The organism is Pseudoalteromonas sp. SR43-2, assembly GCF_014163885.1.
Taxonomy (GTDB): Bacteria; Pseudomonadota; Gammaproteobacteria; order Enterobacterales; family Alteromonadaceae; genus Pseudoalteromonas; species Pseudoalteromonas distincta.
Window position 1 is genome coordinate 33,142 of the sequence record NZ_JACJED010000007.1, and the last position, 19,942, is coordinate 53,083.

The 19,942-nt window shown below is 40.2% G+C and carries 20 protein-coding genes; 6 read left to right on the plus strand and 14 right to left on the minus strand.

What is annotated here, in order from left to right; genetic code table 11:
- Positions 1-77: 77 nt before the first annotated feature.
- The gene (locus tag H5120_RS07935; RefSeq protein ID WP_182674043.1) at positions 78-461 is read right to left on the minus strand and encodes an RNA-binding S4 domain-containing protein; all 384 of its coding nucleotides are present in this window, start codon (positions 459-461) and stop codon (positions 78-80) included.
- A gap of 245 nt (positions 462-706) precedes the next feature.
- Here H5120_RS07935 and H5120_RS07940 point away from each other — a divergent pair, with 245 nt between their 5' ends.
- Positions 707-994, plus strand: a complete 288-nt coding sequence (locus H5120_RS07940) for a hypothetical protein (RefSeq protein ID WP_182674044.1) — start codon at positions 707-709, stop codon at positions 992-994.
- A 56-nt stretch (positions 995-1,050) separates the two neighbouring features.
- Complete coding sequence (locus H5120_RS07945) at positions 1,051-1,716, plus strand: hypothetical protein (protein ID WP_182674045.1); 666 nt, start codon at positions 1,051-1,053, stop codon at positions 1,714-1,716.
- Position 1,717: 1 nt separating this feature from the next.
- Here H5120_RS07945 and H5120_RS07950 read toward each other — a convergent pair whose 3' ends face one another.
- The 5 genes from H5120_RS07950 to glnA form a co-directional block, all read right to left on the minus strand.
- A complete protein-coding gene (locus H5120_RS07950; RefSeq protein ID WP_182674046.1) occupies positions 1,718-2,176 on the minus strand; it encodes a cyclic nucleotide-binding domain-containing protein in 459 nt (152 codons plus the stop codon).
- Positions 2,177-2,205: 29 nt separating this feature from the next.
- Positions 2,206-3,591 carry a nitrogen regulation protein NR(I) gene (gene ntrC / locus H5120_RS07955; RefSeq protein WP_182674047.1) on the minus strand — a complete coding sequence of 462 codons (1,386 nt, stop codon included), beginning with the start codon at positions 3,589-3,591 and terminating at the stop codon, positions 2,206-2,208.
- A 14-nt stretch (positions 3,592-3,605) separates the two neighbouring features.
- On the minus strand, positions 3,606-4,676 hold the full coding sequence (gene glnL, locus H5120_RS07960) for a nitrogen regulation protein NR(II) (RefSeq protein WP_002961118.1): 1,071 nt from the start codon (positions 4,674-4,676) through the stop codon (positions 3,606-3,608).
- A gap of 82 nt (positions 4,677-4,758) precedes the next feature.
- Complete coding sequence (locus H5120_RS07965) at positions 4,759-5,280, minus strand: DUF4124 domain-containing protein (protein WP_182671859.1); 522 nt, start codon at positions 5,278-5,280, stop codon at positions 4,759-4,761.
- A 113-nt stretch (positions 5,281-5,393) separates the two neighbouring features.
- Positions 5,394-6,800 carry a glutamate--ammonia ligase gene (gene glnA / locus H5120_RS07970; protein WP_002961121.1) on the minus strand — a complete coding sequence of 469 codons (1,407 nt, stop codon included), beginning with the start codon at positions 6,798-6,800 and terminating at the stop codon, positions 5,394-5,396.
- 507 nt (positions 6,801-7,307) lie between these two features.
- Here glnA and typA point away from each other — a divergent pair.
- A complete protein-coding gene (gene typA, locus H5120_RS07975; protein WP_002961123.1) occupies positions 7,308-9,131 on the plus strand; it encodes a translational GTPase TypA in 1,824 nt (607 codons plus the stop codon).
- A 364-nt stretch (positions 9,132-9,495) separates the two neighbouring features.
- On the opposite strand, the gene H5120_RS07980 is transcribed toward typA, so the two are convergent.
- The 3 genes from H5120_RS07980 to H5120_RS07990 form a co-directional block, all read right to left on the minus strand.
- Complete coding sequence (locus tag H5120_RS07980; RefSeq protein ID WP_182674048.1) at positions 9,496-10,224, minus strand: CBM9 family sugar-binding protein; 729 nt, start codon at positions 10,222-10,224, stop codon at positions 9,496-9,498.
- Positions 10,225-10,291: 67 nt separating this feature from the next.
- On the minus strand, positions 10,292-11,371 hold the full coding sequence (locus H5120_RS07985) for an MBL fold metallo-hydrolase (RefSeq protein WP_182674049.1): 1,080 nt from the start codon (positions 11,369-11,371) through the stop codon (positions 10,292-10,294).
- 74 nt (positions 11,372-11,445) lie between these two features.
- Positions 11,446-12,102: a DUF2959 domain-containing protein gene (locus tag H5120_RS07990; protein ID WP_149594446.1), complete on the minus strand. Its 657-nt coding sequence runs from the start codon at positions 12,100-12,102 to the stop codon at positions 11,446-11,448.
- Positions 12,103-12,189: 87 nt separating this feature from the next.
- On the opposite strand from H5120_RS07990, the gene H5120_RS07995 reads away from it, so the two are divergent.
- Complete coding sequence (locus H5120_RS07995; RefSeq protein WP_002961130.1) at positions 12,190-13,095, plus strand: virulence factor BrkB family protein; 906 nt, start codon at positions 12,190-12,192, stop codon at positions 13,093-13,095.
- On the plus strand, positions 13,096-13,533 hold the full coding sequence (gene dtd / locus H5120_RS08000) for a D-aminoacyl-tRNA deacylase (protein WP_002961132.1): 438 nt from the start codon (positions 13,096-13,098) through the stop codon (positions 13,531-13,533). It abuts the gene before it with no gap.
- Here dtd and H5120_RS08005 read toward each other — a convergent pair.
- On the minus strand, positions 13,530-14,237 hold the full coding sequence (locus H5120_RS08005; protein ID WP_182674050.1) for a spermidine synthase: 708 nt from the start codon (positions 14,235-14,237) through the stop codon (positions 13,530-13,532). The two genes, dtd and H5120_RS08005, sit on opposite strands and share 4 nt — an antisense overlap.
- A 246-nt stretch (positions 14,238-14,483) precedes the next feature.
- Here H5120_RS08005 and H5120_RS08010 point away from each other — a divergent pair, with 246 nt between their 5' ends.
- Positions 14,484-15,377, plus strand: a complete 894-nt coding sequence (locus tag H5120_RS08010; RefSeq protein WP_002961136.1) for a bifunctional GNAT family N-acetyltransferase/hotdog fold thioesterase — start codon at positions 14,484-14,486, stop codon at positions 15,375-15,377.
- Between the two features lie 72 nt (positions 15,378-15,449).
- Here H5120_RS08010 and H5120_RS08015 read toward each other — a convergent pair whose 3' ends face one another.
- The 4 genes from H5120_RS08015 to H5120_RS08030 form a co-directional block, all read right to left on the minus strand.
- Positions 15,450-16,484 carry a phospholipase A gene (locus H5120_RS08015; RefSeq protein WP_182671863.1) on the minus strand — a complete coding sequence of 345 codons (1,035 nt, stop codon included), beginning with the start codon at positions 16,482-16,484 and terminating at the stop codon, positions 15,450-15,452.
- 378 nt (positions 16,485-16,862) lie between these two features.
- Positions 16,863-17,984: a succinylglutamate desuccinylase/aspartoacylase family protein gene (locus tag H5120_RS08020; protein WP_182674051.1), complete on the minus strand. Its 1,122-nt coding sequence runs from the start codon at positions 17,982-17,984 to the stop codon at positions 16,863-16,865.
- Between the two features lie 5 nt (positions 17,985-17,989).
- Positions 17,990-19,195, minus strand: a complete 1,206-nt coding sequence (locus tag H5120_RS08025; RefSeq protein ID WP_024597213.1) for a PLP-dependent decarboxylase — start codon at positions 19,193-19,195, stop codon at positions 17,990-17,992.
- Positions 19,195-19,935: a 2,3,4,5-tetrahydropyridine-2,6-dicarboxylate N-succinyltransferase gene (locus H5120_RS08030; RefSeq protein ID WP_149594452.1), complete on the minus strand. Its 741-nt coding sequence runs from the start codon at positions 19,933-19,935 to the stop codon at positions 19,195-19,197. The genes H5120_RS08025 and H5120_RS08030 overlap by 1 nt, the downstream gene beginning before the upstream one ends.
- Positions 19,936-19,942 lie beyond the last annotated feature (7 nt).

Here is a 19,942-nt window from a genome sequence, read left to right on the forward strand (position 1 = left end):
TTAATTAGGTTATTAAAGAGTAAAAAGGCCAACTATACAAGTTGGCCTTTTTATATAAAAAGAGTGCTTTTAAATGCTTAACCAAATGAAATAGGACGACGACCTGTTTTATCATCTACTTTTGGTTTTTTAGTTCGCTTACGCTTACTTTTAGCTGGTTGATTTGTTGGTTGTGGTACAGCTAGCTTTGACTCTGCTTGAGTTTGTACCGCAGGTTTTTCTGCAAGGATTGCATCTTCACTTAGTGAGAGTTTAAAAAACTCACCATCAAACTCTAGTACATCACCACTGTATAATTTTTTCCGTTTAATTGTACAAATTTCATGGTTAACACCCACATAGCCTTCAGTAATTAGGTTTTTAGCTTGGCCGCCACCTTCAACTAAGTTTAGTACTTTTAATAATTTACAGAGCTCAATCGGCTCTTCTTCTAATTCTATTTCTATGTATTCTTCGTTCATATTTGCTCTCGGTGGGGTAACGCACAAGCTGTAGTATAAAGGCTTGCAGCTACTTTTGCACCAAAGCAAGTAACTTTAGCTAATTGTAATAGGGAAATAACGACGAAAGTTTTTATGTATTTTATCTGTCTTTAAAAAAACTGAAGCAATTGAAGAGTAATCTTTGCTGCAGTTAGTTTTACGTATGGCCTGCTAATTGCTAAAACTTTGGCGGAATAAATATTTTTCATTAAATGGAGTAGGAAATGGGCGTAAGATTAGCAATGAAAAAAGAGCTAATGGGATTAGATAATTCAGGTATGTTAACTGCTGACGATGTTAGAGAGCACCTTGCTAATTCTGTAAAAAAGCAAGCTGATCAAGATGAGCGCGGTTTTTCTGTAATTTCAAAATTCAATGATACCCATAGCCGTTTAGTTAGTGGTGATGCCACGAGAAAAACAAAACTTGAATTTGAACGTCATCGTTTGTTTAAAGAAGTTTTATATACTCGCAAAAGTGTTGATGCTTGGTTAAATAGCCAAACAAATTAAATTGCGATAAATAGTTACCTTTAATAGACTACAATTGTAATCAAAAAGGGGTAACTATGAAAAGTGGAATTTTAATATGTGTGTTGGCATTACTATTAGCTGCGTGCCAACAACCTACCGTGTATGTATTTAGTGAAAACTTGCAAGATGAACAGAGCAATCAGCTCGATGCTGCGCTAAAAGTACAATCGCTCCCTTATGAATATGTAGAGCTGGCAATCCCACCTGATTTTGGTGAAGCCACATTACTCTTATCAAGTGATAAGATTTATCCTAAAGAAACTGAGCAACTTGCGGCTATAATGCAAGAGCTAGGTTACAAGCCACAAGTTAACTACACGACTCGTTCAAATCACTTTTATGGTGATGGTAATATAGGCTTTTATTTAAAGAATATAGCAGCGGGTACTACCTTTGTTATGCCTAAAAAGTTACGAACAACCCAATGCAGCGAAGAGAAGTACAATGATTTACTTGTCACATTTACAGATAAATATGCTGACTTTAGCTTACCCAGTGGCGCTGTTATAAGGTTAGGTTGGGAGTTTTTATACGGTTACGTTGTAATTTATTATAAAACCTATTCGCAAACTTATAGTCACTCGCAACCACTTATAAATACGCCCTTTGGCGCCAAACCATCCGATACTTACAGGTTTACAGCTCACGTTAATAACCCCAGCTGGCTTGATTGCTCATTGCAAATTGTTTATATGGATTGAACTAACCGTGGATTTCTATATGCTCGCTTAATTTGGCAATGCGCAGGCTCATACCTTCAATAATTCGGTCTTTAATTTTTTCGCGGATAACATTAGGTAAGCGGGTGAGTGCTTCAGGGGTAATGGCAAGTACTATGGTGTCGGTTTTAGCGCGAGCACTGGTACTGCGCTCTCGGTTATTTATAAAGGCACCTTCACCTATAAATTCACCGGGCTCTATAGTGCCAAGTTCTAGCAAATGGTTATGCTTAAATACTAATAATGCGCCGCTAAGTACAATGTACAAGCGCTTGTCGTTATCGTATTGCTTAAATAAAAATTGATGCTGACTTACTAAATATAACAGGCCGAACGACTCCAATAAGACTTGGCGCTCGCTGAGCGTAAATTCTTTAAAAAAGTGTAGCCTGTTTATAATTTCCATTTGTTTGAATAATGGAATATGTTCGATTAGCTTCATCAATAACCAAATGTGTTAAAAGCGTTTAATCAGCTAATATTGCGCTCTTTTAATTTTCGGGTCAACGTGTTGCGTCCCCAACCAATTTTTATAGCAGCATCTTGCTTATGACCAGAACAATTAGCCAGGGCTGTTTTTATTAAGCGAGTTTCTAGTTGAGCTTGAATGTCAGGCCAAATATTTTCTTTGCCTTTTTTTAGCTCTTGATTAAGCCATTGTTGGAATGCATCGAGCCAATCACCTTCTTCTTGGGTTGGTGAAGCATCCAGAATCTCCGGCGGTAAATCTTGCTCGCTTACAAGCTCACCCGGTGCCATAACTGTCAGCCAGCGACACGTATTTTCTAATTGGCGTACATTGCCTGGCCAATTAAATAAGCGTAATTGCTCAGTTGCTTTAGGGCTGAGTACTTTGCTTTCTACTTGTAGCTCTTTAGCGCTTTTATGTAAAAAGTGTTGCGATAAGCTTTCTATATCTTCAGTACGCTCTCGAAGAGCGGGTAAACGTAGGCGCACAACATTAAGACGATGAAATAAATCATCCCTAAACTTGCCTTGTTTAACTAAATCTTCCAGGTTTTGGTGCGTAGCTGCAATAATGCGTACGTCCACTTTTATACTTTGATGGCCACCAACGCGATAAAACTCACCATCGGCAAGAACGCGTAATAAACGTGTTTGCACATCAAGTGGCATATCACCAATTTCATCTAAAAATAGTGTACCGCCATTGGCTTGCTCAAAGCGGCCTTTACGTACGCTATCGGCACCCGTAAACGCGCCTTTTTCGTGGCCAAATAACTCTGACTCAACAAGCTCTTTTGGAATGGCCGCCATGTTAAGTGCAATAAATTGATTTTCTTTACGTGGGCTATGGTTGTGCAGGGCGCTGGCGACAAGTTCTTTACCTGTGCCAGATTCACCATTTATTAATACGCTCATGCTAGAGGCCGATAGTTTACCTATCGCTCTAAACACTTCTTGCATAGCGGGTGCTTCACCAATAATGTGGGCACTTTTTGGTGGAGCTTGCTTTCGCTTAGTTTTTTTAGTGGAATTTGCTCTGCATGCGCTCTCGACTAGCGCCACTGCTTCGTTTAAATCAAACGGCTTAGCTAGGTATTCAAAAGCACCTTTTTGGAATGCATTAACTGCAGAATCCAAATCTGAGTGGGCAGTCATTATAATAACTGGCAGCCCAGGGTTTTGCTCTGCTATAAGCTCAAGCAACGCCATGCCATCCAAACCAGGCATTCGTACGTCCGAAACTAAAACAGTAGGTTGACTAAACTTTAATGCGCTTAATACATCTTGCGCATTAGCAAAGCTTTCTGCGTTAAACCCTGCACGGGTTAGTGCTTTTTCAAGTACAAATCGAATAGAAGCATCATCATCTACAAGCCAAACTGTTTTCATGCAAACTCCAAACATTAATCTGCAAAGGGCAGATAGATATTAAATTCAGTATGTCCAGGCCAGCTATCACATTCTATATAGCCATCATGTTGATCTATCAGCGTTTGCGCTATTGAGAGTCCTAACCCTGAGCCATCTTCTTTATTGGTGATCATAGGGTAGAACAGTGTTTCACGTACACTGGGATCAATACCTGGTCCGTTATCAGATATTTGAATCAACAAGGCTTTTTTAGGTGCTTTACCTGGGCGACGATGTTGATGATTAATGCGGGTTTTTATTGTTATTTCACCGCCATCTACAAGCGCCTGCTGAGCATTTCGAACAATGTTTAATACTACTTGCTGAATTTTACCTTGATCAATGTATACATCAGGAATGCTTGGGTCGTAATCCTTAACCAAGCTAATGTTAGAACAATTATCTAACGTACTTAGTCGTGCAACTGATTCAAGTGATTGATGTATATTGCCATACGATTTTTGCGGAAGCTGATTTGGCCCTAAAAGCCTATCTACTAATTCACGTAATCGGTCGGCTTGCTCAATGATAAGCTCAGCACATTGGTCTCTTTCTTGTTGATCAACCTCATACTGCAATAACTGCGCCGCTCCGCGAATTCCACCTAAAGGATTTTTAATTTCGTGAGCTAAGCCTCTAATTAGATTTCGGGCTGCTTGGTATTGATGCATTTGATTAGACGCTTGGTCGTGCTTAATTTCGTCATCAGTTTGGCGCCACTCAAATAAAATATAAAGTGAGCCATCAAACTTAATTTGTCGTGTACTTACGGCTACTTTTGCATGGCGAGAATCGCTAAAAACCACGTCAGCTCTGTGCTGCTGGCAATCTACACCTTCAACTAATGAGTATTGTTCTATACGCTGCAAATCGATTGAATGGTAATTAAAAAGACTATCGAAAGGCTGATCTAATAGGCGCTTGTTACCAAGGCCAAGCAGTTCGCTAGTACTGGTATTGGCATAGACAACGGTGAAGTTTTTATCAAGCAACATGATAGCGGTTGTTTGATTTTGCCAAATAGCATCGAGTAGCTCAGGGCTAAAGTTTTTATTATTAATCATAGCTGCACCATTTTAGTGCGTGAATGTTTACAAGCAAGTTATATAGTAAAATACACTGCTGCACGTTTAGTAATGCCCCAATTTAGTTACTTAGGTTTAGCCCTTTTCGGTGCATAAAAAATATGCAGGGCTCACTTATAGCAATAACTTGGTTTTTACTATTAAAAAGCTTTAATTGTAGTGTGTGCTCACCACGTTCTACATCTCTTATTGCAAAGGTTGAACTGTCACTGGCTGGGCCATGTGCTTTGCCATCAATAAAAAGTTGTATAGTAAAACCAGTTTCAAAGCGTGGTTTTATTCGGCTAGTAACATAAACAGTGCCGGTATTTTCACGAATAGTCTGGTTATGATCAGGTGAGGAAATGGCAATACTAAAGGCCGCTTGTTGGGGCTGGGGTTGCTCGTCAAAAATGTCAGTATTTGTTGCAGGCATATTAAGATCTTGGCTGGTAAGCTTTACCTCTTTAGCACCTTTATGAGGGGTGTCAGAGAACACTAATACGCCATTTTTATCTTTCCAAGCGTATATCTTTGTTTCACCAGCGTAACCATAATTGCTTAATCCTAAAGCAATTAATAGTAATAAAATCTTGTTGTTCACTCTGCAGCCCTGCATTTTTGTCGGTAACTTAACTTTAGTGGAGATTGATTAATTTTACCATTAAAAAAGCCCGCAAAGCGGGCTTGAGAACACACATATTTTATACAGCTAAATTAACAGCTGTAGTACATTTCAAACTCAACTGGGTGAGTTGTCATGTTAAGCTTTTCAACTTCTTTAGATTTAAGTTCGATGTAAGCATCGATTAAGTCGTCAGTGAATACACCACCTTGAGTTAAGAATTCACGGTCTGCGCTAAGTGCAGATAGTGCTTCGTCAAGTGATGCTGCAACAGTTGGGATTTCTGCTGCTTCTTCAGCTGGTAAGTCATATAAATCTTTATCCATAGCATCGCCAGGGTGGATCTTGTTTTTGATACCATCAAGGCCAGCCATAAGCATTGCTGAGAAAGCAAGGTATGGGTTAGCTGTTGGATCTGGGAAGCGTACTTCAATACGACGACCTTTTTCAGATGGAACCACTGGGATACGGATTGATGCAGAACGGTTACGTGCAGAGTATGCAAGCATAACTGGTGCTTCAAAACCTGGTACTAAACGTTTGTACGAGTTAGTAGAGGCGTTTGCAAAAGCGTTAATTGCTTTAGCATGCTTGATGATACCGCCGATGTAGTAAAGCGCATCTTCAGAAAGGCCGCCGTACTTATCACCAGCAAAAAGGTTTACACCATCTTTAGCAAGTGACTGGTGACAATGCATACCAGAACCGTTATCACCAACAACTGGCTTAGGCATAAACGTTGCTGTTTTACCGTATAAGTGAGCCATGTTATGGATAACATATTTCATTTCTTGGATTTCATCCGCTTTTAATACCATTGTATTAAAGCGAGTAGCAATCTCGTTTTGACCTGCTGTTGCAACTTCGTGGTGATGTGCTTCTACTACTTGGCCCATTTCTTCTAGAACTAGACACGTAGCTGAACGCCAATCTTGGAAGTCATCAACAGGAGCAACTGGGAAGTAACCGCCTTTAATACCTGGACGGTGACCTGTGTTGCCATCTGCATATTCTTTATCTGAGTTCCAAGCAGCTTGCTTAGAATCGATTTTGTACATAGAACCAGACATATCTGATTTGTATTTAACGTCGTCAAATACGAAAAATTCTGGCTCAGGGCCAAATAAAACTGTATCTGCAATACCTGTAGAGCGCATGTAATCTTCAGCACGCTTAGCAACAGAACGCGGGTCGCGCTCATAACCTTGAAGTGTTGAAGGCTCTACTACGTCACAACGTACGATTAATGTTGATTCTTCAGTGAAAGGGTCTAGTTTGATTGATTCAGCAACTGGCATTAATACCATGTCTGATTCGTTTATGCCTTTCCAGCCTGCAATTGAAGAACCGTCAAACATTTTACCGTCTTCAAAAAAGTCTTCATCAACTTGGTGATGAGGAATAGATACATGTTGTTCTTTACCCTTAGTGTCAGTAAAGCGTAAATCAATGAACTTAACGTCATTTTCTTTAATAAAATCTAAAACCGATTGTGACATGTGTCCTCCAACTATTGGGTTTTGTTATTGCTGCATAATTGCTTTGGGATTTACTAAGCTGATTTTGTGCCATTTTTATAACTAGCTGTTTATAAATTAAAAAAATATCGTTGCATCAAAATGGAATGTACAAACGCACTATGTTGGTGCGTAAATTTTCCTTTTTGGTGCAAAATTTACAGGGCACAATTTGCTGCTAATTTAATCGCTCTGAAATAGCATAACCTAAATGCAAAAGAGTACCAAAAAGATCAGCAAAATAGCCAAAAAGGCTGTTTTTCAAAAAAAATTTGAAATTTAATTCATATAATTGTCATATATAAAACAGATACTTAGTAAAAGTATTGAGAAAGTTTTGAAATTTATATTGGATAAACTTTCATCCATGTCATTAATGAGGGATAATATGCGCCCTTTTAAATCCTATGCTGGGACATCTCGCGAAAGCGTGGATGAGTGCGTAGATCTTGCAGGATCAATGAGAATTTAATTTCTCTGAGTAAATATATGAGCATCGAACAGTTAAGAAATATAGCGATTATCGCGCACGTTGACCATGGTAAAACAACACTGGTTGACAAACTACTTGAGCAATCAGGTACATTAGAAACACGCGGCGGTAACGAAGAGCGCGTGATGGACTCAAACGACATTGAGAAAGAACGTGGTATTACCATTTTGGCTAAAAACACAGCCATTTCTTGGAATGACTACCATATCAATATCGTAGATACCCCGGGACACGCCGATTTCGGTGGTGAAGTTGAACGCGTACTTTCGATGGCTGACTCAGTATTATTACTTGTTGATGCTCAAGAAGGTCCAATGCCGCAAACGCGTTTCGTTACGCAAAAAGCATTCGCGCAAGGCTTAAAGCCAATCGTCGTTATCAATAAAATTGATAAGCCAGGCGCTCGTCCAGATTGGGTTATGGATCAAATCTTTGATTTATTCGACAACCTTGGCGCGACTGACGAACAGTTAGACTTTAAAGTAATCTACGCTTCAGCAATCAACGGTTGGGCAACACTAGATTTAGACGAACCATCAGACAACATGGAACCTATGTTCAAGATGATCGTTGAAGAAGTATCACCACCGGATGCAGATCCTGAAGGTGACTTCCAAATGCAAATTTCTCAACTAGATTACAACTCTTATGTTGGTGTAGTTGGTATTGGTCGTATTAAACGTGGTTCTGTTGCTCCTAACCAACAAGTTACTATTATCAGTGCTGATGGCACTACACGTAATGGTAAAATTGGTGCAGTACAAAGCTACCTAGGTCTTGAGCGTATCGAAACTGATAGAGCTTACGCTGGTAACATCGTAACTGTAACAGGTATTGGTGAGCTTAAGATTTCTGATACAGTTTGTTTCCCAGGAAACGTTGAAGCATTACCACCACTAAGTGTTGATGAGCCAACTGTAACAATGACATTCTCTGTAAATAACTCACCTTTCTGTGGTAAAGAAGGTAAGTTTGTAACGTCACGTAATATCCGTGAGCGTTTAGACAAAGAATTAGTACACAACGTAGCACTTCGCGTTGAAGATACTGCAAGCCCAGATAGCTTCCGTGTTTCTGGTCGTGGTGAATTACACCTAGGTATCTTAATCGAAAACATGCGTCGTGAAGGTTACGAGCTTTCAGTTTCTCGTCCAGAAGTTATCTTACGTACTGTAGATGGCGTTCTAGAAGAACCGTTTGAAACAGTGACTATTGACTGTCAAGAAGAGCATCAAGGTTCTGTTATGGAACAAGTTGGCCTACGTAAAGGTGAACTTACTAACATGACTCCAGATGGCAAAGGCCGTATGCGTTTAGACTTCATGATCCCAAGCCGTGGTTTAATTGGTTTCCAAACTGATTTCATGACGCTTACTTCGGGTTCTGGTCTTATGTACCATACGTTCGATCATTATGGTCCTCATAAAGGTGGCGCTATCGGTGTTCGTAAGAACGGCGTAATGATTGCAAACGCAACTGGTAAAGCACTTACTAACGCATTATTCAACTTACAAGAGCGCGGCCGTTTATTCATCGGTCACGGTGTTGAAGTATACGAAGGTATGGTTATCGGTATTCATAACCGTGATAACGACCTTACAGTTAACGCCCTTAAAGGTAAGCAGTTAACTAACGTACGTGCATCTGGTACTGATGAAGCGCAAACGCTTTCTCCGCACCTTAACTACTCACTTGAGCAAGCGCTTGAGTTCATCGATGATGACGAGCTAGTTGAAGTTACTCCACTAAACATTCGTATCCGTAAGAAACACCTTACAGAAAACGAACGTAAACGTGCGGGTCGTGCACCTAAGTCATAATCTATTAATTTAGAATAATGATTTTAAAAGCCGCTGTATTGCAAAATACAGCGGCTTTTTTGTGGATGAAAATAAGAGCTGTTAGCTATAGTTGTTAGTTGAAAGTATTTAGTTCAAAATTATATGACTACTGTTTTGAGATGAAATTTCCATAAATATATTTACCTCTAAAAGCGCAGCGCCTCTTAACCTCTTTGTGAATAATTTACTTAAAGATCTTTTGCACAAGGAGAAGGGAATGAGAAGAGAAAGAGAGAGCGGAAACAGCTGATAATGCGAAGTATCAGTGTTTTTTGGTGGGGGGTCGTTGGGTTTAGCTTCGCTCAACCCAACATACGTGTTCAATTATTTTATTGGTAGTAACTTACTTTTTAGGGAGTAGGGTTATTTTGCCAAATACGTCGGCATCTATAAAACCACGATTTCTGTCGCCATTTACTGGTTGTACTTCGTGTGAGCCCATAAAGTGCTCGCGCACGTCACTGCCATCGTTATCGCAATACGCTAACATAAACCCGATTATTTGCTTTTCGCTAAGTGTAAGTGGGGTGTTTTTAGCACCTTCTTTATAATTATTAGGGTAGAGTTTTATTGCTACTTCCCAGGTAATGTTAAAAGGTGCTGTGGTATTGCGCTTCCAGTTACTGACTAGGTGGTCGGTGTACAAATGGGCTTTTTTATCAGGTCCGTAATCGGCAGCTTGGTTATCAAGGCCAATGTGGTACGCCAAAGCGGTGTGATTAAATTGATGATTACCACCCGATGCATCGCTATCAATAAATACTTCAAGCGCATCGTCATCCCAATATTTATAGGTTGGATCTGCGTGTGTATCAATTAAAACGTCATCCACAATATCGGCTTGTAGGTATAAATAGTTTTGATCCCACAATAAACGATAACGCCCTTTAAAGTCGGCATCGTTTGATGGCAGTGTGCCATCCATTAAATAAGGCATGTCGTGCCAAGCGGCTTTATCCCATGCGCTTTCTGATACGCCATCAATAGTAATTGGAGTTGATGTATGTTCAACATCAATAGCCATTGCTGGCGTGCTTAATAAAAAGCTTAAGGCGAGTGCTAATTTCTTCATTAATCTCTCAATTTTATTGTCGATTTTTCTTAATCTAATAACAATCTTAAAACAGTTAAGTGAATAGTTACAGTGAAATACTTTCGCCTTCGTTTAAAATATACAGCGGCACTTTTGAATCCATTTTATTGTACATATGCAATAAGCGAAGTAAGGCTGAATGACTGCTGTGGTCGCCCATTTTCCAACTTGAGTTACCGTATCCCCACGGTATCATTACTTTGCAGTTAAGCTCTTGTGCTGCGTTGAGCGCGTCTTCTGGTGTGGTATGCACGTAACGGTACCAATTAGGTTCGTCTTTACTGTAGTAAGAAGCGATTGGCATTAAGCAAATATCGATATCGCCGTATTTTTGCTGTATGTCTTTAAAGTGTTTTGAGTAGCCTGTATCGCCTGCAAAAAATAAGGTGCTACCGTTTTGTTCAAGCAGCCAGCCATTCCATAAGTCTTTATTGTTATCTTCGTAAATAAAGGGCACCAATACGCGAGCGCTAAAATGATGAGCTGGCACGGCGTTAATAGCTAAGTCCTCAATGTTGGTTGTTGAGTACCATGGCATTTCGGTAATGTTAAAACCGCCGGTAGGGAAGTTGTCGGCCATACCGAGCGGTGTTAAATAGCGAAGTTTATTGCCAATACTTTGTATATCGGCTTTATTAAAGTGATCGTAATGAATATGCGAATACATTACCGCATCAATATTTTCGAGTTCTTGCTCACTAGGCCAAGCGCCTGCTTTACGATAAATACCACCGCCGAGTTTAAAGCCAAGTGCTACTGGAGAATCAAACTGATTTTTTACCGGATCAAACAGCACACTTTGACCATTTGGAGTGTTAATAACAAAACTAGCGTGACCAAGCCAGCGTACGGTGTAGCCAGTGCTAAGTTGTGGCCTAGTTTGCTTGCCTTGGTACTGGCAGTTTTCGCTGCCGGTTTTGCATAGTAAGTCTGGGTGAGCTGGGTAGCAGTTTTCAGTACAGGTAGTGGGATATGTTTTTTCACCTGTGTATAAATTTTTATAACGGCCGTTCTTATCATTAATAACAACAACTGAGTCAGAGCTGGTAATACGATTAATATTATTAGGTGCACCGCAGGCCGTTAATATACATAAGAGCATTGCTGCGATTAAAAAGCGTTTCATTGTAAATCCCTTTTAGTATTCCCTTTAACATAAAAAAGCCTGCAATTAAGCAGGCTTGTTAAAGTAACAAATGATTAGCCAGCGCTATTCATTTGCTCAATAAATTTATTTGAATCGGCAATCGATTTGTTCATGTCGTTCATCAACAATTGAATATCGCGCTTAAGGTTAGTGAATTCACCTTTAATAGCCGATACCGCTTGTGCATTTAAGTTATGCTTTAAGTATAAAACGTTATCATGAAGCGAGGTTAATACTGGCTCCATTTTACTCTCTGCGCTGCGCATTGAGCGTAATAGCTGATCAAATTGACGCTTAGTCGCGGTTAGCTTTTTGCTGCTTTCACGCTTAAGTGACGCGCTTTTGTATTGCTCTAGCTCATCGCCCCACTCATCAAACAGGGCTTCTGCCACGTCTTCTACTTTATTGATGTTAGTTGACACTTCGTTAGCGGCATTTAAGCTCGACTCGTAATCGTCGTTTAACTGATTATAAGTGTCTTGTAGTTCGCCACCATTAAAATCGATTAGAGTCGTTAAGCGCTCTAGTGCCGATTTAAATTCTTCTTGTGACTCTTGCTGAGAGTCTTTGGTTTCTTCTACGCGGTCAATAAGAATATCGCGTTTGTGAACACCCACTTTTTCCATCGCAGAATAATAAGCTGATTGGCAGCCAGTTAAAGTAAGTGTTACTACAAGCATTGAAACACTGAGTAATGTTTGTTTTTTCATTTGAATTCCTGTTTACGAGCGTTAGTGCTGTAAATTATGGCGCTGATTGTTATTATAATCAAAACTAAATAAGCACAAGTCAATTGTATGAATGATAAGCTCTCACATTACAAACAGCAAGTTAAGTCCTTTATACGCCAGCAGCCTGGTTGGTGGATGCAGTATTTTAATCGGTGTATAGACGATCAAATAACGGTTAATGCAGGTTACCTTGCTTACGTAACCCTTCTTTCGTTAGTGCCATTAATTGCGGTGGGTGTTGCTATATTTTCAGCTTTTCCGGGCTTTGAATCTACTCGCATGGAAATTGAGAGCTTTTTGTTTACCAACTTTGTCCCTACCTCTACCGATGTTATTAGAGAGCACATTAGCTCCTTTGCCGGTAACGCTAATCAAATGACGGCGGTAGGTATTGGCTTTTTAGCTGCAATAGCCTTGCTGTTAATACGTAATGTAGATGCCACATTAAATCGAATTTGGCGAATTAAGAAAAAACGCCCGATGATGATCTCATTTGCTGTGTATTGGATGGTTTTGAGCTTAGGGCCTGTATTACTCGGAGCGAGTATTGGGGTTACCTCTTATATTGTATCTTTGGTATCGTTTGCTGATCAGGGTATTCCTGGGTTTAGCGGGTTTTTGTTAAAGTTATTGCCGTATGGGATTTCGATGGTGGGCTTTATTATGCTCTACACCTTAGTGCCTAATACGCGTGTATCTTTCAGAGCAGCAATACCTGGCGCTTTTTTTGCGGCACTTTTATTTGAGCTGACTAAAAAAGGGTTTGCACTTTATATTAGCCATTTTCCTTCGTACGAAGTTATTTACGGGGCAGTAGCAACCATTCCTATTTTGTTTGTATGGGTGTATTTATCGTGGGTAGTTGTTTTGCTTGGCGCTGAATTTACAGCATGTATTAGCCCAAATGATATTCCAGAAACACCAGAACTTGAACTAGAAGATGATGAACCAGCAGTAAAGGACACAGTTTAAATGCAAGGTTTAATACAACGCGTAAAGCATGCCAAAGTAGAAATTAACAACCACGTGGTAGGCGAAATTAGCCAAGGTATATTGTTGTTGCTGGGCGTTGAAAAGCACGACGATACGCAAACGGCCGATAAGCTTTTACACAAGGTAAGTAATTATCGTATTTTTACTGACGAAAACGACAAAATGAACTTAAGCCTTAAAGATATTAAAGGTGAGTTACTGGTGGTTTCGCAATTTACGCTAGCGGCTGATACTAAAAAGGGTATGCGCCCTAGCTTTTCATCTGCGGCAACGCCAAGCCAAGCTAATGAGCTTTACGAGTACTTTGTTGCTCAAGCTAAAGAGTTGGGACTTACAATAGCCACCGGTGAGTTTGGTGCCGATATGCAAGTAAGCTTGTGTAACGATGGGCCCGTGACGTTTAACTTATCTGTTTAAACTTTTTTAGTAACCACGACAATATGATTTACATAGCCCGTAATTTTCTGCGGGCTAATGTTACAACCAAATACATCGAGTAATAGCTGTTGAAGTTGTTTTAATTGCGACTCATGCTGCGATAAAAAGTTAATAAATAGCACACCGTTGTTATTTAAAGCCGAGTAAATTTTTTTATAAAATGCCTCTTCAAATAAAAATCGAGGTGCATCTATTTGGCTAAACAAATCTAAAATAATCCAATCAATATTTTGCGCACTTTTTAAAATCTGTTGCGCATCGGCGCACAGCAATTGCTCATTCTTATTTGACGAAAAAAATTGGGTATAGCAATCAATAATATCGGCGTTTTTTTCAACCGATGTTATTTGTGCTTTAGGGTATTTGTGTTGTAAATAATTACGAATTGCTCCGCCGCCGAGGCCGAGTTCTAACACTCTTTGTGGCGGCTTAAGCGCCTGCCAATGCTTACCTAGGCATAATAAGTGTGGAAAAAGTAATAAATCCGGGTTATTTAAATCAATAACAGATTGAAGAGTGTCGTTAATCAGTAACCAGCGTAACTGCTCGTGCTCACGTACTTGAATGTGATCGCCACTGCATTTATGCCAATAGATTAACTGACCAATGCTGTGGCTATTTTCAATAAATTGATCGCCCAGCAAACCCGTCAGTGAATTTATATAATTGATTTTTTCCATCATATTCTCAGCATAAACTAGCAACGTTAAAGCGCAATGGCCTTTGCCATTATTTTTTACGTTATTTTACAGCCATCACCAAAGTCGTATTTGCAGTTTTTTTAAGATGGAGTATGGTATTTGCCATAAATAATACCAACGGACTTAATTATTTAAGCTTTTTAGTTTGGTAGGTAATCAATACTATTAGTATAGCGCCGTAGCCTTTTTTGACTTTTATTTACGGCTTATATAACAACAGGAGTATGTATGTTTCAGGTAAGCACCCCACAAAGTAGCGAAGATTGGCAAGCGTATTACCAATTACGTTGGCAGGTATTACGCGCGCCTTGGGGCGAGCCACGTGGCTCTGAACAAGACGATATGGAACAAGACTCTGAGCACCGCTTTATAAAAAATAAAGAAGGCGAAGTGCTAGGTGTAGCACGTTTGCACTTTAACAATCATGAGCAAGCACAAGTGCGCTATATGGCGGTTGCAGAGGGTAATCGTAACCAGCATATTGGTAGTCGCTTACTGCACGAGCTTGAAAAAATTGCATGGGTTCAAAACGCAGGTGAGCTTGTATTGTTTGCACGCGAACGAGCGCTTGAATTTTATAAACGCCACGGTTACGAATTAAAAGAAAAAGCGCACTTAGCTTATGGCGATGTACAACACTTTAAAATGGTAAAGCAAAAACCGTCTGAGCCAGGTTGGTTTCGTCACCCTAATTGGACGCAAGTACTACAAAATACGTGGCGTGAGTCTATTCCAATTAGTGACGCGATGGGGATTAAGGTAGAAAGCTATACCGATTGGCAATTTACAACCAGCGCCGACCTAGACGCTAACTTAAACCTACATAACACTATGTTTGCAGGTTCTATTTATAGCTTGGCCACGCTAACAGGTTGGGGCGCTACGTACTTAGCACTTAAAGAAGCTGGGCTTGAAGGTAATATTGTATTAGCCGATGCTAACATTAAGTACTTAAAACCGCTTACTACCGACCCACGTGGTTGTGTTGATATACAAACCTGTAAGGGCAAGTTAAGCGATTTAGAAACCGACGGTAAAGCAAGTTACGTAGTGCCAGTAACTATTTACGATGGTGATAACGTGGTTGCAGAATTTGAAGGGCAGTTTGTAGTAAAAAAATAACTGTTTAGCTGTTCAAAACACAAAAAAGCCAAGCAATGCTTGGCTTTTTTGTGCGTAAAACTTAGGGAAGTATTACAGCAGATCGGTTAATAATATACCGACACCAATACGTTCTACATCCGCATTGTAATCAATTAAGCTTTCGCCATAACCGTTAAAGTATTGTGCATAACCACGAACGCGACCCCATAAAGGAAACGACCAGTCGAGTTGAATTGCACCACGATTATCTGAATTTAAATTGTTACGCGTCATAAAGCTAAATTCATGGTCATGAAAACGATACGCGCCGCTAAATTCGAAGTAACCCATGTATTTGTATATGTCTGGGTTGTCGTCACCATTGGCTTCTAAAATATCTTCTTTTTCGTCCTCAGCTATTCGGTACCAAGGTTTAAAGCTAAAAACAAAGCCTCTGTTTTCCCAAATGAAGTCTGCGTAAATACGGTTCCACGAACGTGAGTTTGGTTGGCTTCGACCATTTGATTGATGCGAAATACCTAATGCGATTGCCATTTCGTCGCCCCATAATACGTTTTCTGGGTCGAGGTAATTTATCCAAAATATTTCTGGTTCGTAGTTGGTCTCACGAAATGGAGACGAAATTTCTGAGTTATAAATTTGCCAATATGATTGCAGTGTAAAGCCAAAAAATATGGCTTGGTCTTTATCCGAAAAATCATCGTAAAGAGGCACTTTTATCGATAGCTGATATTTGGCTTCTAGATTGTCGAGCGGTTCGCCGTCGTTATCATCTGTTAGTTCATCAAAACCATCAAAAGGGCGATCGTTTGGGTGTGATAAGTACGAAAGCGGTAAAATATAGTTACGCTTATGTGGCGTAATTACATTTCTATTTTTTTTACCTACTTCTTCACGGGCCTGGCGTTTATCAAGCGCGGTAAGTTGTTTATTTTCTTCAAGAGCTGAACACTTTTTACGAAGATCGTCTAATGTCTGTTTACCATCTCCGCCAATTACCTCATTTAAAATACACTGTTTTACAAGCTCGATGTCGTTATCTTGCTCGTTTGTAGCAACTTCTTCTTGTGCGAAGGTAGCGGTACTAATTAAAGCAGAAAGAGTTATCCAGTGGCGCCAGCTCATTGTAATTCCTTGTGAGTTTGGGTTGTTGTATGCGTTAATTTAATTATAACGTCTTTTTACATATGTAACGGTGAACTTTTACTGAATTTGTATTTATAACAAGGTCTATACGTATACAAAGTAAGTATAGATCAAAAGAAAAGCGGCCTAAGCCGCTTTTCTAATGCAAATTAACTATTTTAGTTAATTTATACCAACTTTATTAAAAACATGATTATTCTAGCGTATTAAATAGCTCACTAACTACGTTAAAAATTATTTATATAGAACAACTATGTACCATTATTTTAGCCTTGTTATTAAGCTATTTCCTTATCGCTATAATAGATCACTAATTTAATGCAGTTGGTATTACTCTCACGCAATGAGAAGGGTGAGCTAAAGCTCAAATATGTTAGTAAAAAACTTATAAAGCTCGGTACCTTGATTAACACTCGCTGAGGCAAAGTGCAAAATAGCAATTGCATCGCAATCAAGAGTAAGTGTTTGCAATGGTTGCTCACTTAAGTAGCGCTCCATGCGTAAAATATTGGCAATAGGCTCACCAGCTTTAATGTGCCCGCCAAGTGGGGCTAAGTATTCAACCATGCCGCCAATAGGGGCGTAATAGGCAAAGTAGTCATCTAAATTACATGCATAACGGGTCATATTAGCTGGCGTATGCGGTGCGTTTTGTAATACGCCTTTGTGATTTAAGTAACTTAAAATGCTGTTTGCATCGTTTAATGCTTCTTTTAAGTCTATTTTTTCTTGGCTGCCTAGCTCTACAGTAAATGCTTCTACAGGTATTGATAATTCGCGACCTTGTCCGCTAAGCGCATCACTTAAATGCCACCATGGGCAAAAGTTAGCTTCATCCATAGCGCCGTCAAAATCACTAGGAATAAGCAGTACATGTTCAATATTAAAGTAACGTGCGCTGTCGGTTGAATAGGTTGGGCAGTACAGATGCTTGCTTGAAATAGGGCCTGTGTGTAAATCGAGTACTATATCAGCCTGATGAGCGAGCTTTTGTAAGTTAAGCGCAATGCGTTTACCCGTATTGAGTAAATAAGCAGGGCCGTTAAGTTTGCTGTCTACTTCGTCAATAAGTGCCTGTTTGAAGTTACTTTTTAATGTAGCGTCGTCATACTGAGTATGATTTTGTGCAAACTGTGCCACTAAATTTTTATTGTAGTGATACATGCGATTCCAATTAGTGCCCGTAATCGGATCGAACCTGCCAAGGGTAAACTCGCCAGATTTTTGATTACAACCAATCGGATTGGCATAAGGTACAAGGGTAATATCGCCACTAAGGTTAAGGTGTTTTAATTGCTCAAGCAGCTGAAAAATAACTGCGTTACCTTGCACTTCAGCGCCATGCATATTGGCCTGAATGTAAACACTTGGCCCTGTGCCATTGCCTTTTAAACGATACACAGGAATTGTAAGCGGTAAGCCGTTTGCAACTTCCCCTACTACAATGTTCTCTTGGCTAATGTGTGTTGTATTACTCATACTTGTTACCTTAAATAATGGCTGGCATTTTCGGCTTGGCGAACACAGGTAAGTGTACCGTTTTGCAAGGTGTACTCAGCAGCTAGCTCATGGCATAAAAAATACGGCATACTTTCGGTAAAGCCGTAAGCACCGCATTGGCTAAACACTAGCCAGTCGTGCTCATTTAAATCGCTTGGTAAGTTATGTTCACCCAAGCAATCAAGCGCTGTACAAAGTGGGCCGTATAAAGTGACCGCTTGAGTTTTAGCACTGGATTCACGCAGTAATGCAGCAGGAAAGTCTTGGCTGGTAACAGCAGGGCGTAATAAGTGATTTATACCGCCGCTTAAAATTACTTGTTCTTGATTGTAGTTTTGTTTGCGCTCTACTACTGGGTTTGCGTAATGACCGCATTCGCCAACGGCATAGCGACCAAGTTCCATCCATAATTCTTCTACGCCAGCATCATTTTTAATTTTAGCGAGCGCAGCAATTAAGTCATCCCAATCAAGTGTTGCTTCATTTTGTGTATAAGGAATACCTAAACCGCCACCTAAATCGAGAATCTTAAGGCTAATATTTAAATCGCTGGCAAGTTGGCTAAGAGGTGCAATCATTTGTGACCACAAGTCGCTTAGTTTTTGCGTGCTAAGCATGTTGCCCCACTGAAAAATATGCAGGCCGTCAAATTTAAGCGCAGGGTAGTCAGCTACATTGAGTGCTTGCCATTCATTACAACCCAAACCAAACGGCGTAAGGCTGTCGCCGCCCAGTGGGTTTTTTTCACCTTCAGGCCAACGTAATTGTACACGCAGTAATACTTGTAACTGCGTGTTTTGTAGTTGCGCTTGTTGGTTTAACCAACGTACTTGATTGAGGCTTTCGGCTACGAATATACGCACGCCGCGCTCAATAAAGTGTTTTATTTGTTTAGGGCTTTTTGCAGGCCCTGTGTTGAGCACGCGCTGCGAGCTAATACCTTGTGCTAGTACTTGCTCAAGCTCACCTTTACTTGCTACGTCAAAATTAAAGCCAGCACTGTCTAAGCTTTGAATAATTTTAGACAGTGGGTTTGCTTTTACCGCGTACCACAGTTTTACATCGGTTTGCGCAACTAAACGCGCAAGATGCGTGTTTAGTTGATCTAAATCGTAAACAAAAAAAGGTGTATCAAGTTGTTGTGTAATAGTATTTACAGCGGTTTTGATAGGCGTGCTCAAAAAGCTCATTATCGTAAAACCTCTTCAAGCAATAACGATGCATCGCTTTTCTCGTCGCGGTATTTAACTATTAACGCACACGACATGCTTAGGCCTTGCTCGCGCGCCCACTCGTTAGACGCTGGGCGAGAGCCAGGTATTACAATGGCGTATTCTGGAATTGGCTCGTCTTTATCTAGTTGGCGCTCGTTTACGCAGTCGTATACCGGAATAGTTGCTGATAAACGCACACCAGGGGCAAGTACTGCGCCTTTTTTAATGACTACGCCTTCAACAATAATACAGCCTGCACCAATAAATGCATCATCTTCAACCACTACTGGGCTGGCACCAATTGGCTCAAGTACACCACCAAGCTGAACTGCAGCACTTAAATGTACGTTTTTACCTACTTGTGCACAAGAACCCACCAATGCGTGGCTATCTACCATTGTGCCTTCGTCGATATATGCACCAATGTTTACATACGCTGGTGGCATAATAATCGTACCTTTAGCAACATAAGCACCACGGCGAACACTTGAGCCACCTGGTACCATACGAACGCCATCATCAGTACTAAATTCTTGCGGAGCTAGGTTATGTTTATCAACAAAGCCGCCTGCAAACTCAGTATTAGTGCCATTTTTAAAGGCTTCTAAAATGCCTTGTTTTACTTCTACGTTAGCTTGCCATTGGCCGCTTTCGTTTTGTGATGCTGCGCGTACTGCGCCCGATTCTAAATTATTTAATAGTTCTAACCAGCTCATTATAAAA